Annotated in this window: 3 protein-coding genes; all 3 read left to right on the plus strand. The window is 52.6% G+C overall.

Annotated features, from left to right (window positions below; translation table 11 throughout):
• The first annotated feature begins 11 nt into the window (after positions 1-11).
• Complete coding sequence (locus ACN0R1_RS17225) at positions 12-683, plus strand: hypothetical protein (protein WP_417585112.1); 672 nt, start codon at positions 12-14, stop codon at positions 681-683.
• Positions 680-4,261 carry a hemagglutinin gene (locus tag ACN0R1_RS17230; protein WP_417521874.1) on the plus strand — a complete coding sequence of 1,194 codons (3,582 nt, stop codon included), beginning with the start codon at positions 680-682 and terminating at the stop codon, positions 4,259-4,261. Before ACN0R1_RS17225 ends, ACN0R1_RS17230 begins: the two co-directional genes overlap by 4 nt.
• On the plus strand, positions 4,261-17,258 hold a 12,998-nt coding region (locus ACN0R1_RS17235), incomplete at its 3' end, for a LysM peptidoglycan-binding domain-containing protein (RefSeq protein ID WP_417585114.1). The genes ACN0R1_RS17230 and ACN0R1_RS17235, both read left to right, overlap by 1 nt.

A 17,258-nucleotide genomic window follows, 5' to 3' on the forward strand; every position in this document is an offset into this window, starting at 1 on the left:
TCGGGTATTCAATGGCAGCAATTATGGGATCAATTGCAACAGCCTCAACAAGTCTAGCAGCAGATTTCGTTCTACCTAAAAAGTGCACTTCTGGCGCTACCGGAGATGGAACCCAAAATTTGAGCGATAGTTTCCCGCCAGTAGTCATCGCTTACGGCCTAAAAGGGGACAAGCCAGTATCACTCCGCGTAGGCGAAATTTATCCGATGTCGGACAATGCCAATGTCTGGGTAGCAAATATTAACTACAATCCTTTTTCTGTGAACGGTGGATTCAACGTCGAAGTCGCGTACACTCCTGTGTTCGTAACCTTCGAGCGCGCGGAACCGCCAAGTTACGGGATTCAAGCAATCACATTACCAAGACCAGATCAGCCTTCCTCAGACGTTGCTGGAAAGGTAACGCTGACCGTATACGCCGCGGACAAGGACGACGACGGTAGCAGAATCCCTGGCGCTTTTGTTGAACTTCGTCCGCTCGCTGCAGCAACCGATGTTTCTCTACCGTCTGCGTTGACGATGGAAGCTGATGAGTATGGCAACATTGAACTTCATTGCGTCAGCTTCCGACAGGGCGATGTCTACGCAACGGTCTACGACTCCTCGAATGATTATGCCTACGACAGTGAAGTTTCTTTCGGCGAAAATGGGCATCTTTACGTAGAGCCGGGAGGTGGCGAATGAGTGGATTGATCCCCAGCAGTACTGGCTCCAAACTCTATGTATCGCCCGAAGAAGGTGGTGGGCTTTGTTCCGGTGGTTACCTGTTCGCCCCATCAGTTCAGGACCTCCCCCCGTCTGTTAGCTTACAGGACGCTTTGCTATCCTATTCTGGATGGTTCGTTCAGTTCCCAGCAACAGCAGCCTCTGACCTTCCGCAATTTGAAGAACAAGCACAGGTTTTCTTCGCTAACCCTGCACGAGAAAACGCACTGATCGCGTGGTTTACGGCAACAACGACACTTGCTGCCATGGTTCTATACGCGACTAAATCTGAAGAAGGTGAGGTCACCGCAACACGAACGACCGAGGTTTCCTTCGGTAACTTTTCCATTGATATACCACTTGGGGCGAAAATTTCTGCGGCGGCTACCCAGCTTGGAATTGCCCCCGGAAACATCTCGGTAACTCCGACCGGTCAGTCGGCACCATCAACCCTTCCTCTAACGCAGCTTGGCATCAATTTTCTGGGCGATGCCAAGCCACTTAATGTCATCACTCTGGCTTTCACCATTGCGGATACGACGACCTCTGATCTCTTCGATATCGGCTTACGCAGCTTCACTGCCGAGGTGAATGGAGGGTATTGCCAAAGCACCTTGCACCGAGTCTTTGACGTCAGTATGCCCGACGCCACCTTGGCGTTAGCAGGCACCATTGACCCATTGGCACCTTTGAATACGGACAGGAGTTATCTGTCTGTGCCAGAGAACTCGCTGAGCAGTTACTATCAGACCGCATCTGGCCAGCAGATCAGTTTAAAACCGGCCGCAAAGGCTGGACTGGTCTTCACCGAACGGTTGATCGCCGTCGACGCAAACGGAAACCCTGTCGTTTTACCAAGGAACCAGTCGCTTTATCTGGCACCAGCAGGATCGTTTGAGTTCCAACTTATTCCTGATGGCAACCAGGTCAGCGCGAGTGTGTCGTCCTTGCAAAGCACGTTGATGGGCGGGCTGTCTACCGTCGAATACCTGCAAAATGCCGTCAATCCAGTTCTTGAGTTCATGCCGCACATGAACGCTTTCGCCATGACATTTTCTTCAGGCGAAGAGGTCGATGAACCACGGGTATTTGGCAATCTCACCAACGCAGGGAGAACGTCATGGGTCCAGCTTGCCACTGCTCCAGACACAGCGTATTTTGCCCAGCCTGACAGCTCTGTCCTCCATCAGTCTCAGGACGGTTCAACTGACGCGGCCTTTCTGACCTACCTGCCTGTTTCAGTCGGGCAACTGCGCGATCAGCAGGCTCAAACCAATACAGGATTTTCTGCTTTTCCGATGCTCCCGTACAGGTCCGTTACCGGCACCAACATCGATGCAGACGATATCAATAACCTAGAAACGCAGGTTTGGTCTCCAAAGCGCAGGTCCATTGTGCAAGCTTTGGTCGAGACTAACCCAAAAGTTCGCTCGCTCGGAGCCGGTGACGGCGCCCTTCCTATCCCACCATACTCGACTACTCCGCAAGGTTTGCTGCTTGAACTTGGACAGGGGACTTTCGGGTTTACGTGGCAAAACTTGACTTTGGGGCAGTCCACTACGGCCAACACGCCTGAAAATAGGTCCGACCGTTTGATCCTCAGCGACGTAACTGGTGTGCTTCAATCAGCACTGCAGACCAACCAGCTGTTTCTGGTGATTACTGGTGCGGAGATCATGAACGCATGCTCCTCAGTGCCGTACTCACTAACGCCTGTCAGACAACGCCAGTTGGCCCTCTCAATCACCGACAGCGATGTGAATGCCAAACTTGTAGAGATGGTTCCAAAACAATGGTCGAACCTCACTGATTTACGGACAGACTTAGCGACACAGTTAGACCCAACTCAAATGGCCGAGTACTTCGACACAATCAGAAACGGTCTGGGCGACTTCAGTCTGTTTGTTGCTGATTGGGAATTTGATCTTTCCCCTTGGCGTTGGGTGACCCACAACACCATCCTGGTTTTCAAGTTCTGCAACAAGAAGCTGTCGCAGCTTGTCGATGACACTACTCAATGGGCTTCCGCCACAGATTTCAATACGTCGCCCAAGGGTACACGCCAACGCATTCAACAAATTCTAGATACGTCACTGGCACGATACGAAGCCGGTGACAATGACCTTGCATATTTCGTCAACACTGTCATGGAGAGTGACACGTGGAATGGCGTTCTGGCGCTAAATGCACAAGTCCCTCTCACCGGCCTGCCTCCCCAGCTTGAAGGACTTGCCGCAGGGATTGATGCCTCGCGCTTCCAAGCGCATCACGTTGGAATTTCGGTCACGCCAGTTGCACCCGCCCAGGGCGCTGGTTCAAAGTATACGAGCAGTCCAAGTTCAGTATTTGGCCTCATAGATTATGAAGACGAAGCTGATCTGACTGGTTCCGATCCTTACGATTTCAAAGTAAACTCTCTGAAGGTCGGGATTGCAAATTCTGAAATTGTCTCGTTCTCTAGCAAGATCGAACTCTTGATCAACAAGCTATTTACTGAACCTTGCACGCAAAACGGATCTTCGACGGGCAACAATCTCGTTCTGTACGGCATCTACCAGAAGTCTGGTAACAGCGGCACCTACGTATTCTCAACGGTCAACGCTACCTCATATGGGATGACAAGTGAGGTGCTTAATTCCGTAGGGATCAGGTCTGCGAGTTTTGTCACAGTTACCGATGGAGAAGACGTCGAGAACCTAACAACTGTCGTTTCAACATTCACCCTGACTGGAGCCATTAGCTTCATCAATCAGGCGCAGTTCGACCTGTTCTCCTATGGCACGACTGATCAGTCTCCAGGCGATAACAACGTGAGTGGCCTAGCCTACTCCAACTTGTCTATCGACATGTCCTTTGACCCTGGGACACCACAGTACCGAAACTTCGCGTTCGACGCACAAAGCATTCTGATGGACACTTCAAATAGTCAGGTGCGCCCCGAAAGCTTGGCGTCCCACTTCCCGATGAAACTCACGTCGTTGACGCAAGGCTTGGGTGACGTAACGCCAAACAGTCTAGCCTTTATGCCTGTGGATTCACCCTTGGAAGGCAGCGAGCTCTCTGCTCCCTGGTTCGGACTGAACTATGAACTCGATCTTGGCTCAGCTGGTGCTCTTGCTGCAAAAATAGATTTTACAGCGAGCCTCATATTGGCGTGGGCTCCCTCTGGGGCCACCTCCGGTCCGAAAATCTACATTGGACTGCACCTACCCGGCGTAAAGGGTGGTGAACGCGCCATACCAATTGAAAGTGTCCTCAAGCTTGCTTTCGCAGACATCACGTTCCTTGTGGCACCCCCTACCTACATTCTCAAGCTCGGTGACATCGCCCTCAAACTACTTGCTTTGAGCTTCCCGCCAAACGGCCAAATAGATCTGTTGATGTTTGGAAATCCGGACGCCCAGACCAGTGGAGCCCTCGGCTGGTATGCATCCTACGTCAAGAATGGCGCTGGGAAAGCTGGCGGGAAAACAGAGCCCCGTCTGACCGCTCTGAAATCCCAAACCGCACTATCCGACCTAAAGCAAGCTATGCTGACGGCACAGGAGCCTGAATAATGTCGACCAAGAACCAGAGAACAAACCAGATGGAAGCAGGCTCCCCAATCCAGGACCTGTGGAACAAGCTGTTGGCGGACGGATATATTTCCGCAGACCTCAAAACGCTTAATCTGGCTGCGACAAACTCTCTTGGTTCGCAACCAATCACTGAGTTGCTAAACGACAAGAACCTCTTCCCGACGAATTCCATTGTGATGGAATTGACGAATGCCGCGCCACCGTCATCGGGTAACGAAATAGTTCTGGCTGGAGTAATCGTCGGTCATTCTTTCAACTTCGATAGCCCGAACGCATCTGCCACATTTACGATTTCCGGGACGAACACAGCGCAGCTTGAAGTCACGACGGTTGCCCCTCAGGGCAGTAAAACTCTTGGAACGGCTTTCCCTGGACTGAAACCTGCGAATCCATCCACATATGGCGCAAGCACGAGTTCTCCCGCAGCAGAAACGACGTTTTCCACATCAACCTTCAACGCTGCATCTTCAGACGCCGGAATTATCGTCACGTTCAACGGACAGCCCGTCCCCAACTATGCTTATCAACGTATGTGGAAGACATCGCCTGCGCCGATGAGTGGCAGTATCACCAACTGGCCGACGGCAGATGCGTCGAGTTCACCCGCGTTCAACCTAGTTTCGCCCAATACAACAGCGTTACCGACTGCGGGATTGCTTCCATTAAAAGCCGGAATCAATCTTGTTTCAAGTGCGACAGGTCTGGACACAAGTCACGGCACAGCTCTGTTCGATACCGGTACGCTAAACCCAGCAATCGTAAATTTAACTTTCCCGATTTTGGAATCGTCAACTCAGCCTACTTTGAGCTCTGGCGCGCTCAACCTTGCGCTAAATTCTGTAGCTGATATTGCAAGCTTGCTTATGGGAGAAGCCGCTGACGCGTGCGTTCCCAACCGCTTCCCGTTAGGCGATGGTTTCGTACTTTCGAGGCTCGAATTCATCCTGAATTACGAAGCCGACAAGACCCTCGTTTCCTCAGCAACAATTTCTGTCCAAACAGAGATCACTCTTTTACCATTGGGGTTAGCAATCCTCGAGGGTGTCGATTTCACTTTCCAGATCGCAAGAGATCTGTCTGGCTACGTATTCATCAACGGTCACTTCAAGCTAAACAACAACGAGAACCTGAAGTTTCTTGGTGGTCTCTCGTTCCCCGTATTGGACGGAGGAGCAGATCGGGGAGCCGATGGGGTTACCCTCTCTGCATCAAACGCTGTCGAGATTGATATCTTGCAGCTTCTAAACATTATCCCTGGTCTACCCACTCTCCCTAAATCCGGCATAGTCACGCCCGTCGGGGGATTGAGCGCTTCAGTGACGCCCGCAACAGGTGCATACACCTTTCGCGGGCTAATTCAACCATCGGGCGATCCGTGGACTATCGAGTTCGGCCGCGGAATTCAGGGTATCTCCTTGAACAGCCTGCAGCTCAATCTGAACAGGACGCCGACAGACCTCACCGCAAAAATTATTGCCGAAACGGAATTCCTCGGAATTCCTCTTTCAGTGAGCGCTCTTACATCGACGCAGTCCAAATCTTGGATATTCACCGGATTGTTGGTGTCGGACGAGCCGGTCTCACTGAAGAATATCGCAAGTCAACTGCTACCATTTGATTGCAGCGCACTTCCGGATGTTCAGTTGGCAGCTCTGGATGCCCAGTTCGACACGTCAGATAACACGTTCATGGTTCACACGAGTCTGCTCTGGAAGATGGACATCCTGCCTGTCACGATCTCAGCAGATCTCCTCATTCAATCACAGCGAGCCGACAAATCCGCTCCGGCAGAGTATTCAGGACATCTGTCTGGGGTTGTTGATATCAACAATATGATTCTGACCTGTTCATATGTATTCAGTCCAACAACGACCGATATTACCTTCGCCTATCGCGATCTGACGGTTGTTTATCACAAAGAGGACACCGATCCGTTCGTAGCTGTCAGTCTCGACAACAGCAATGTTGGTGATCTTTTTGCTTTCTTGCTCTCATTCGCTCAGCCCGGTCGTGATATCTCCCTTGGCGAGCCCTGGAATGCTCTTGAGCAGATCTCGTTGCCCAACCTGACAGTCAAGGTGCACCTCAAGACCAAAAAGATCGAAGTCGATATGGACCTAGACATCGACCTCGGCTTCATCAAGATTGATAACTTCACGCTCACCTATGTGAAGCAGTACGGAAAGCCCAAATTTAATCTCGCCTTAACTTGCGAGTTCCTCGGCCAGGGCTACGGGGGCGACAACGGTGAACCGCTCAGCTGGGATCCAATAAACGAGCAGCCGCCAGTCGTGCCGGGTACCGGCACCCAAGTATTCGACCTCGAATATCTAGGCATCGGTCAGCGTATGTCCATTCGTGGCGACATTCCACCGACCATGGACGGTGTCATCGAGAAGCTTGAAGCTGCGCTGGTTCCAATCGGAAACCCGACAGACAACCCGGCCAACCAGCTGCCTGGACTTGCTTATGATGCCGGTTCAGACTGGATGATCGGTACGCGCTTCACGGCAATGTCCACTGTCAATCTGAGCATCGTCTTCAACGACCCACGGGTATATGGGCTTCTCATCCAGCTTGCCGGGTCGCGCGCGGGCGTTCTGGCAGGCCTGCGCTTCGAGATCATTTATCGCAAGATCAGCGACGATGTCGGGGTCTATCATATTGAACTCACGCTGCCCGATCAGATGCGCCATCTGCAATTCGGGGCTGTTTCTATCACGCTGCCGATCGTTACCATCGATATTTACACGAACGGTAACTTCCGCATTGATGCTGGCTTTCCGCCTTCTTTGACAGACTTCTCGCGCAGCTTCTCGGTGCAGGTATTCCCGTTCATCGGCTATGGTGGCTTTTATTTCGGTGTTCTCAATGGCGAAACATCCTCCACCATCCCACAAATCTCGAATGGCGATTTCAGCCCGGTCATCGAGTTTGGTTTCGCATTGCAGGTCGGTGTCGGGAAAACCCTGTCGTTGGGCATCCTGTCTGGTGGCATCAGTATCACTGTCGGCGGCATGCTTCAGGGTACACTCAGCTGGTTCAACCCAACGGACCAATCCCTGCCAGCAAAAGACTACTTCCACCTGCGCGGCACGTTGGCCGTGATTGGTCAGGTTTATGCCTCGGTGGACTTCGGTATCATTCAAGCGGATGTATCGCTAACCGTTTATGTCTCCGCCGATATCGACATGGAAAGCTATCGTGAGATCCTGCTCAACGTCAGTGCCGGTGTTCGCGTCCGGGTTAGCATCAAGATCATCTTTGTCCGCATCCACTTCAGCTTCTCGGCGACGATCACCGAAAGCTTTACAATCGGCTCAAACACTCCCACCCCATGGATTTTGAAAGCGCCGTCCAACGATGATGAGGTACAACGCAGTATCTATCGCGCGCGCAGCCCATTCGTTCGTCAGCGCCAATACGGTCAGTTGCGCAGCCGCCCGGCGCGCGCGATGTCCGCGAAGCGTGTGCTGCGGCGCTACACTGTTGGCGAAGGCTCTCCGATCAATGTAGATGTCACGGCGATACCACTCTTCTCCCAGGCGAAAGGCTCAGATTTCGCGTTTAACGGGGCTCCCAAGCCACCATCCGAGGGTAAGAACGCAGTACTGGCACTGCTCCTTGGTCTCGAAACTTCGACTTCCCCTCAGAGTGCGACAAACCAGCTTCTCTCGCTTATGTCCGACTGGCTGGCTGAAACCATTGATCACGAGCAGGGCTCTCTATCGGCTGCGGTTGTCGACGAAATCCTTGAGGCACTCAAGGCAGCCACCGCCTCGACTGATATCTTCAGCTATGAAAACCTTCAGCAGTTCTTTGTTGACCATAACATCAAGTTTAACTTGAAGGAGCGCCCAACAGAGGACCCCGGTAACGGTGACGAGGTTCCAATGGCCGTGATGGCTATGATCCCGGAACTCTCGCTCACGACACCGGATTTCTCTATCAACTTCCTCAAGGACCGAATTCCGCAGGCAGGTTATGAGCAGCAGATTCAGGAATACTTCGCAGATCTGGCCGCGCAGTTTGCTGAGCGAAACGGTTGGAATGCGCGTGCGGCACAGAATAATGAGGCTGAAGACAGCATGGCTACGCTGATCTTCCGCTACTACTTCTTGATGGTCGCGCGCAGCTTGATGCAACAGACCAAGAGCTTCCTTACCGAAGCAGAACTACCGCTGCCAGAAGGCCTCGCCGAACACGGGTCGCTGAGTTCGTTGGCGAACCTGTTCAACAATGACTACACCGCGCGCGATGCCGACACTATTGCAAAGATCGCGACATATTTTGGCATCTCAGCTGACGTTCTACTAGCAGCCAACCCTGATTACGCACAGTCTGAGCCTCGCGTTGGTGATCCGGTATTCATACCTTTGCAGAGCGTCGTCTATACATCTCAAGGCGGCGATACACTGGATGCTCTGGCACAATGCTTCGGCCTTACAACGACTGAGCTGCAGGCTGCAAATCCGAACGTAGACTTCAATTCACTGCCAACAGGAACAAAGGTCACCGTTCCTGCGATGCGGATCTTGCACACCTCTCTCCAAGGCGAAACGCTTGCCTCAATCGCTTCTGACTTTGGCATTCCCGCCCAAACTCTGAGCGATGCAAACCCCGGGGTGGATTTCAACCCGCTCGCCAAAGGCACGACACTACTGGTGCCGCTGGTTGTATCCGCCTACGCAGTGGCCGAGAGCAATCAAAAGAAGGCCGGTATCCTGCGCGACGGCCTCTCTCTGGCACTCGGCGATATTTCGTTCTTAACGCAAAACAGTAACACACTGACCTCGCTGGCATCCCAGTTTGGAATCGATGTTCAAAACTTCGTCGCCGTCAATCAAGAGAACCGTGGCTTGTTCCGTCAAGGCCAAGTGATCGCCTTGGGTGATCTGAGCTATACAACGCGTGAGGGCGACAGTTTCAACGGTGTCTATGCCTATTGGTATAGCTTGAACGACAATGTCACAGCAGCTCAGTTGTTTGAGCAGAACGGCAAACTGGAATTATCCGCCCCACAGACGATCACTATCCCGCGCACAACGGATCGCGACCAGTCGGTTTCGGTGGATACGGCCAAGCCGCTGTCGACCTTTATTGCAGACAACAAAACCACCCTCGAAGAGTTGCTCGTGAGCAACCCATCTATTAGATTGCAGGCTGGACAGGTGATGAAATTGCCAACTGTCTCTGCGATCTGCAGTAACAGTTTTATCCTCTCCTACTCCGCAGTTGTTGGTGACACGCCAACAACTCTGGCTGCGAAGCTCTTTGCGCCAGCCACCACCGCACAATCGGCAGCAGTGCAGTCAATACGGCAATGGAATGGGAGCGTCACCGCAGATCACCAGTTTGCCGCTAGCACGACTGTAGCAATCCCCTACTTCACCACGATAGGGAACATCAGTCGCCAGTTTGGCATGTCCGTTCAGGACCTCTCCTCCAAGACGACGATGACGACCGCAGAAGGCCTTTTGGCCGCGAATGTGGCGATGTTGGCGACCAATGTCACCCATACCGTTAGCGTCGAAGATTCTCTTGCTGGGATCACCCAGTCCTATGACCTGTCACTTGAGCAGCTCGCTAGCCGGATCTCCAACGTAGCCGGTCTGTTTGCTGACAATGCGAATAGCTTGGCTGTAAAGGCCGTTCCGGGTATGCGCCAATCACTATTGGCTCAGATGATGAGCTCGACTGGCAATTACACAAACGCCCTCAACATGTCGACACGCTTCATGCTGAATGGCTTGCGCCTGCCTGATCCGAACTTCATAGAACTCAAATCGATGGTGGATGACACTGACACAGCGTATCCACTCTACGCCCTGATCGGCCAAGAGTATCCGCTCAAGGCACCCGATCCGAGCAAAGGCTACGAGCTAACACTTTCTTCAACTGATGTTCCTTGGGTTAAAGCGCCGACTGATGGCCTAAAGATTGACCTGCTTCCTGAAGAAATCGGGCGCATTGCGCAGTTTGAGACGACTGCAATTGACACGACCGGTATCGTCCCTGACTCCATTCCGCTTTATACTTACGTCCCGGATCGCCAGACCGTATCAGCAACTGTAACGTGGGCGACAGAAGATATGCCGGAGGGAATCTCCGTCTCCAATCAGCGCGTAAACACGCCTCGGCTATGGAGTATGCCTGACGCTCTGATCTCGGCTATCGCAGAAAGTCCCGACCGCATGCTGCCGTATCAAGCTTGCTTTGGCACGCCGACGACGGATGGCGGTGTTAACACAACGAAGCTTCAGGCCGCCCGCTATGCAACCGCCATCGACGTTACCATCCAGAAGCCAGCTGACGGTCAGCTTGGAACTTACTTGGTGTCTGGCACTGACCAGGCCGGTTTACAACGCTTGATGAATCTTTGGTCCTATATGGTGACTGATAGCACCATCAACGGATCAATATACATAGCTTACGCAGCTCAAAATGCGCTGGCCGCCGGTGGTACGCAGACAACAGACCTGTTGAACCGCTCACAGACATTCTTGCTCAAGACAAACCTCTCAACGGAAAGCCATGGCGAATTCCAAACGCTGATCCGGAGTTCTGCCGTTGAGATGCTCAATACTGGCCTCGTTGATGACTCCCTTGCCACGCTTGAGACTGTAGATACCCGCGACTTCCTACAACTTCTGTGGGAATGCTCGATCGTGAAATCCGGTGGTTACTATCTCAACTACGTCAAGGAAGATGGCACTCCTGGGCTGCCTGGAACTTTATTCCGGGATGGGAGGCAGGCTACTCTGAAGGTCATCGTCGTGCTGAATAACCAAACAGTTAACGATGCAATCGCGCAAGCATTCAACAACGTCTTGATCGTCGGCGACAACGTCGATCAAAGTGCGCACAGCACGTTCTTTGAGGCTGTCACCCACACAATTGCTAGCACGGACACGTTCGACCGCATTGCGCAATCTGCGCCGGCTCAACTGGGTCTTACTGGTGCCTCCCTCGCCGAAATCAATCAGTTGGTGATGGGGATTCTCCGTCCCGGATCAGTGGTTTCCGGTCATGTTGTGACGCGCTCGGACTCTCTCCTGTCCATTGCTCAGAATACAGGGCAAACCGTCTCCGAGCTTACGAACCACTTGGCTCCGGTGCCAGATATCCTAACCACGGGGGCCAAGCTGCAACTAGCAGGCAAACCCGTTCAGACGACGAATGCCGGAGATACTCTCGCTTCAATATCCCGCGAGTACGATTTCCTTGATCCCGCGTCACTCGTTTCGTTGAACGCAAACCGGGCGAACCTTCTTGCCGTTGGTCAGAACATGCTTCTGCCAATGGGTGGTAGCTATCCGATTGGCAAGAACGATACGTTTGCGTCGGTCGCTCATGCGAAGAATGTGGATATGTCACTGCTCGGAGATCTGAACGCAACTAATGATATCTTGATGGCTGGTGTGCCGATCACTGTCGCAGGGAACACGTTGCGCTTATCTGCCAGCATGCCACCTGGCCACGCCGGGTTCACGATCACGAGAAACAATCCCGAAGTGGTCGGTTCAGAAGAGACAGAAACCTCAGCATTGAATACGCTTTTCAACCTTGCAGGTTTCCAGCTCATCGGCAATGACATCCTGAAAGCTTCAAATGAGGGGCTTCCTGCAGGTCCGACGAATGATACAGACGACACTGTGTGGGATTATCGTCAGATCATGTCGCTTCTAGCGTTTGCCCAGAACAACCGGGCAATCGTGAATGATCACCTAGCTCCTGCCAAAGGAAACCCATACAGTGCCGTCGCTGTTGGCGGCCAAGCCGGGATATCTCTTGATCTTCAAGACATTCTTGGCAACCGCACTGAAGGTAGTCATCTGAATAATGCAACGTCCGACACGGGATACACAGATGAGCTTCTGGGCCTCGCAGCCTGGCCGTCTGTGACATCCTCGTACCGCTTCGCTCCCATAGAGGGGGCCGGACCGACGCTATTCGTCTCTGCGCAATTGGCGCCTTCGCAGTTCCTTCCCGATGCCAGTGCAGTTGCTATGCCCGGTGGATTGCCATCGGAGCTTTCAGTCACATCGGCGGCAACACGTTCCGTAAAGGCGCAGTTGCAATACCAGACGGTATCCTATCAGTTGCAGCAACCCGACATCACTGCTCGCTTGTCGACAACGCTCGGAGATATGGAAAACTCCACAGCACTTGGCCAGTCTATTCGCTACGATTTGCTGGGAATGGCGAACTCTGCCTATATCTTCATGTCGATTGCCGGAACAATCGAGCAAACGCGTGTCAGGCTAGGTCCAAATGCCACTTTTAAGAACTTCGGTGATCTGCTGGCAAATTACCCTGTTATTACCGAGGATCTTGCTAAGGTGAACGAGCAGGCGCGAGCTGATCTGCTGTTTGGTATCGGAACGCCGCTCACGCTGCCGTTGAACACGATCACCAAGACTGGTGACAGCCCTCAGGCTATTATCAACAGGCTCAATAACGAGATTGACCTTGCAACCTTAGCAGGGAACAACAAATCTCTGTCCGTTGCCCAGGACACAGCATTCAGAACCAAATCACGATCCGTTACCATGGATGTTCCCGGTCAAGCCTTGAGCGCCTTGGCGCAAGAGTTCGGTTGTGCCGTCGCAACCACGGCCGGAGGTGTCCCTGGTTTGGCTACTTCGAATGCCAAAGTTCAGTTGGGTAAAGGTATCTCTTTGACCTACACGGACCCTGTATCCGGAAAAACCTATGAGTATTCGAATAGTCCGGACGGCGATACAGAGACTGAACGCTCTCTCAAGACTGCAGCAACGTACTTTACGAACGTGATCAACCCGGATAACGATCCGAGCGCGCCTGTGGTGACCGTCGATGAAGTCGCTATGGCAAATATGTATCTCAATGGCATATTTGAAACCGGCCAACTGCTCAGCGTGGAAGCGGTGATCGCCCATTCAGGCGATACGATCGCATCTCTGGTCAGTGACTTTGGTGCCCCTGATGGGGATAGCTCTGATCCGATCACAAACTTCATCACCGCGAATGTCAATGTCCCGAACAGTTGGCCTCTCGGTACATCGCTCTTCATCAAAGATGACACGGTTACCATTGAAGAAGGGCAAACGCTGAGCGACATCGCTCAATCGCACTCAGCCACGGTTGGGCAGGTTATTTCTGACAACCCGAAAGTTGCGTTTGAAGACAATACCGGCCTCCTCATACCCTACAGTGGTGATAATCAGTCCATTCAGGCAGGCACTGTTGAGATCGGCAGCGGACAAAGCCTGAATGACCTCGTGACAGCCACTGGCAGCGATAATGGCAGTACCCTTCTCAACGCAAACCTGAACATCCCTGCCCTGTTCTCAGACGCCGTGATCAAGGGACCGAGCGGCACCATCAATCCGACACTGCAAGACACGCCCCAATCAGTCAGCAATGCAACTGGTTTGACTATGCAGAAACTCGCAGAGCAGATCGGCGGGGAAACAGATACACTACGAGCTCGCTCCACGATGATCACAGGGGTGATCAGTTCACAAGAGGGCGAAAGCGTTGAAGGTCTTGGACTGCGTCTTAACAGCACGTCTGCTGATGTCATTGCCGCAAACGCGTGCCTGCCTTCACTGATACAGCCAGGCCAGACGATAACTGTCAGCAGCATGCAGTTCTCCGTCGAGCCAAATGATACGCTCTCCTTGCTGCTTGCGCGCATCAACAATCAATTGACTGCGAAGAAAGAGGATGTGCTCTCGATCGCAGAGTTTGCGCTCACAGCAGCAAGTCTCAAACTGTCGAAACGCACCATCATCACGCCGGTGGCAATCGTCAGCATTCAGGCGGCGGTCACAGCGCATCTGGAACAGTCGATCCTGAATCTTGGTGTAAACTTGTCCGTTTCTCGCGATCCAGCATACGCAGCAAGTGGTTTCGAGAACGCGCCAAGGGTGATTTCCTCTAATGCGTCAATCGCACCGGCCCCCTTTGCAGCAGATGCGCAAACCAACAAGAAGTCGCTTGAGCAGTTCGCTAGCGATTTCGAAAGCGCCTACCCTGGTCTAAAAGTAGCGACCGGTCCAAAAGTGACCCAGGGGCAAAAGATGCTCAAGCGGGCCTCGATGAAAGCAGCTGTCGCAAACAGCTCGACCGGCAGCAAAGACAAGAGCATCTGGATTGTTAACTTCTCTGACAGCGGCGCGAATATGAGCTATGCGATCGAGGATAAGAGTGCACGCTACTTCTCTATCCCACCACTCACAACGACCGCCTGGAATGGCGCGGCTGACGAGTGGACGTATAACTCCTCCGACGGGTTAAAGATGACCAAGAGTTCTTCGCAGTTCCGGTCTGCCGATCCAGATCAGTGGCAACAGCAACTCTTCTCGGCTATCGACCTCGTTCTATCGCCCGAATATGCGGTAGCAGGGTCTCGCAATGAAAAGACGCAAGCAGCGATTCAAACGATCATCAGTGCCAAGCAAAAGATTGCAAATGGCCTGAGCCAGACCGTTGCTCCCATTGTCGCAAGCGTGAACGACGGTCTGAAAGAGGCTGCCGAAGCGATGGAGCAGCAGTTGTTGATTGCTCTCGGTAACGCCTATAGCACTCAGTCATTGATCCAGTTTGATGTGAGCATCTCGGGTGGCGGGGTCATACCAGACACGACCACCGCGCCACAGATTTCTGGCAAGTTAAATGCGCAGGTTATCAACACTGGTGCCTTGAGCCGTTCTTTGCAAGCTGGTGATGACGATACAAACCCTATGGGACCGCTGGCCGAGCTAGCTGGCGTGTCCCGTCAATATCTGGCGTTCATTATAGCCGGAACGAAAAACATCATCTCGTCGGGGCTGAGTATCAAGCTGAAAACGGGTGATAAGGCAGCCTACAAGACCCAGACCTCTGACACCCTGAGCTCAATCGCGGCTAACTTCAGCCTTACCGCGTCTGAACTTGCGACGCAGATGGAAATCATCGGTGCCACCGCGCCACTCTTTAGGTCAGGGACTGCAATCAATGTCACCTCAACAGTTGCACCGGCGGATCTCACAAGTGTGACCGCGGTAGCTGATTGGTCGAATGTAGAAATAAGCGACGTCATCACAGCCAACCTTGATAGGTCAAACTTCTTCAGGAGCGGCACTGCCGTCACGATTGGCGATGATACCTTCACGCCATCACCAACCGATACGCTTCAAGCAGTCGTAGATCACTTTGGTGGTGATGTAACGACGTTCGCGACAAACCTTGGCAGCATTGATGCGGGAAGCCAGACGGGAAGCTACTCCCTTAACGAGACTGAGCCTCCTCACGGTCTGGTACTCATACCGCAAATATCACTCTCGACAGCAAAAGCACCGCTGGCAAGTGGCGGCTCTCGCTTGACGACAGCGTTTGGCGTGAAAGACCCATCGGTTCAGCGCAATGTGACATTGAACCTGGACTACCACGTCAATCAACTTGAGTTCGACCGACATGCCATTACCGGTGTTCAAGGGTACCAGGATTCCAGTTGGCTTTCGTTTGTGATCCCGCTTGATAATGCTGGTAACACTGATGGCGCTGCTGGACAGCAGCAGATACCCGTACCGCTAAGGGGCTACCCGGAACCGGCACTTGTGTCCAAGCAAAACGCAACTGGCTCGTATCCATCACAAGACAAAGTCGCGACACTGGCGCAATGGGATTATACATTCACGGCAGCGCGACAATTCGCCGCCCAGGATACGATGACCCTTGAGGTGCTGTTTAACCATCCGGATGGTGGGGTCAACTCTCCGCTTGCGGGAGACAGCCGCTACGACACGATCATTGAGTTGTTGGCTTCATTCTCGACAGTGTGGACTGAGATTTCTCCAGATCTGGCTATACTGAAAGAGGTCACGGCAGAGGTTGCCCCAACAAACGCGACCCATGCGGTTCTGGCGCTAGCTAAAGCGGCCGAGTTGATCGGGAAGGCTTGGGAAAGCTTGGGCTTGATGAACTTTGCCGAGTCCCTTCCAGAGCGGGGCTACATCTATCAAGTGTCAATCCTTACCAAAGGGCTTCCCGCGAAGATTTCGTCAATATCAATGGATCGCATAGGACAAAAAGTCGATTTCTCAATAGATCCAGATGACTTTGTCTTCAACTGTACGGATCAAGAAATTGTTCCTGAATTCGTCAGTGATTTGGACAAAAAACAAGTAGCTCCCGAGTTGTCAGCTCTTTTCTCTGATTATGGTTTTGAACTCGGGGATGAAGAACAAGTTGATATCGGTACATCTGGTAGCGATTGGATGATCTACGCGCCAAATGCTCAGCAGGTTTTCTCGGCCGATGAAAACATAGCCGCGCCGCAAACCTTCCGGGTGCAGTACCAGGATAAAACCAAGGCGCTCATGGTCTCACGTCAATTACTCTGGCCTGATATCACTATTGAAGATATCTCAGGACAGCAACCCTCAAAGAAACCGAAACTGATCGGTAGTCGCCAAATGGGCACAAAACTGATCTTTGACATCAAGGGTCAGACAATTCCTCTCAGTGGTGTGCTGACAATGGGTCTCGACTACTATCGTCTCAATGTTATGGGACTGCAGGATGCATGGGGAGGGACATCAATCTCACGGAACGCTAATCTTTTGGCCGGCGAGCAGATCAACTCGGCCTTTGTATATCAGACGCCATTGACCATGTTCCCAACGCGTATATCACCACTGATAGCTGAGACCGAGATTGCAGAGCTTCAAGGCGACACCCTTGAAGATGCACTCTCCAAACTGTTCCAGATCCTCACGGCAGGACAGGCTGCGATCCTAGGCAGCTCGAAACGGAAGATGCGCGTAACCGCCACTTATTGGTCTGGTTCGGATCCTAGCGAAGATCCGACAACCACTCCACTGCGTAATGTGACACCACTTACATTGTCACCATTGTATTCATTCGAAGTGACAAAAGACTGGACCGCTGGGAAATTCACCACTCAACTTGCCGCTCAAATGCGTCAACAGGCTACTGCTCTTGGTGT

This window comes from Nitrincola sp. (assembly GCF_048264025.1).
Taxonomy (GTDB): Bacteria; Pseudomonadota; Gammaproteobacteria; order Pseudomonadales; family Balneatricaceae; genus Nitrincola.

Coding starts and splice junctions, on each gene's coding strand:
- ACN0R1_RS17225 (WP_417585112.1), top strand. CDS start 12: ATGGCAGCAATTATGGGATCAATTGCAACAGCCTCAACAAGTCTAGCA.
- ACN0R1_RS17230 (WP_417521874.1), top strand. CDS start 680: ATGAGTGGATTGATCCCCAGCAGTACTGGCTCCAAACTCTATGTATCG.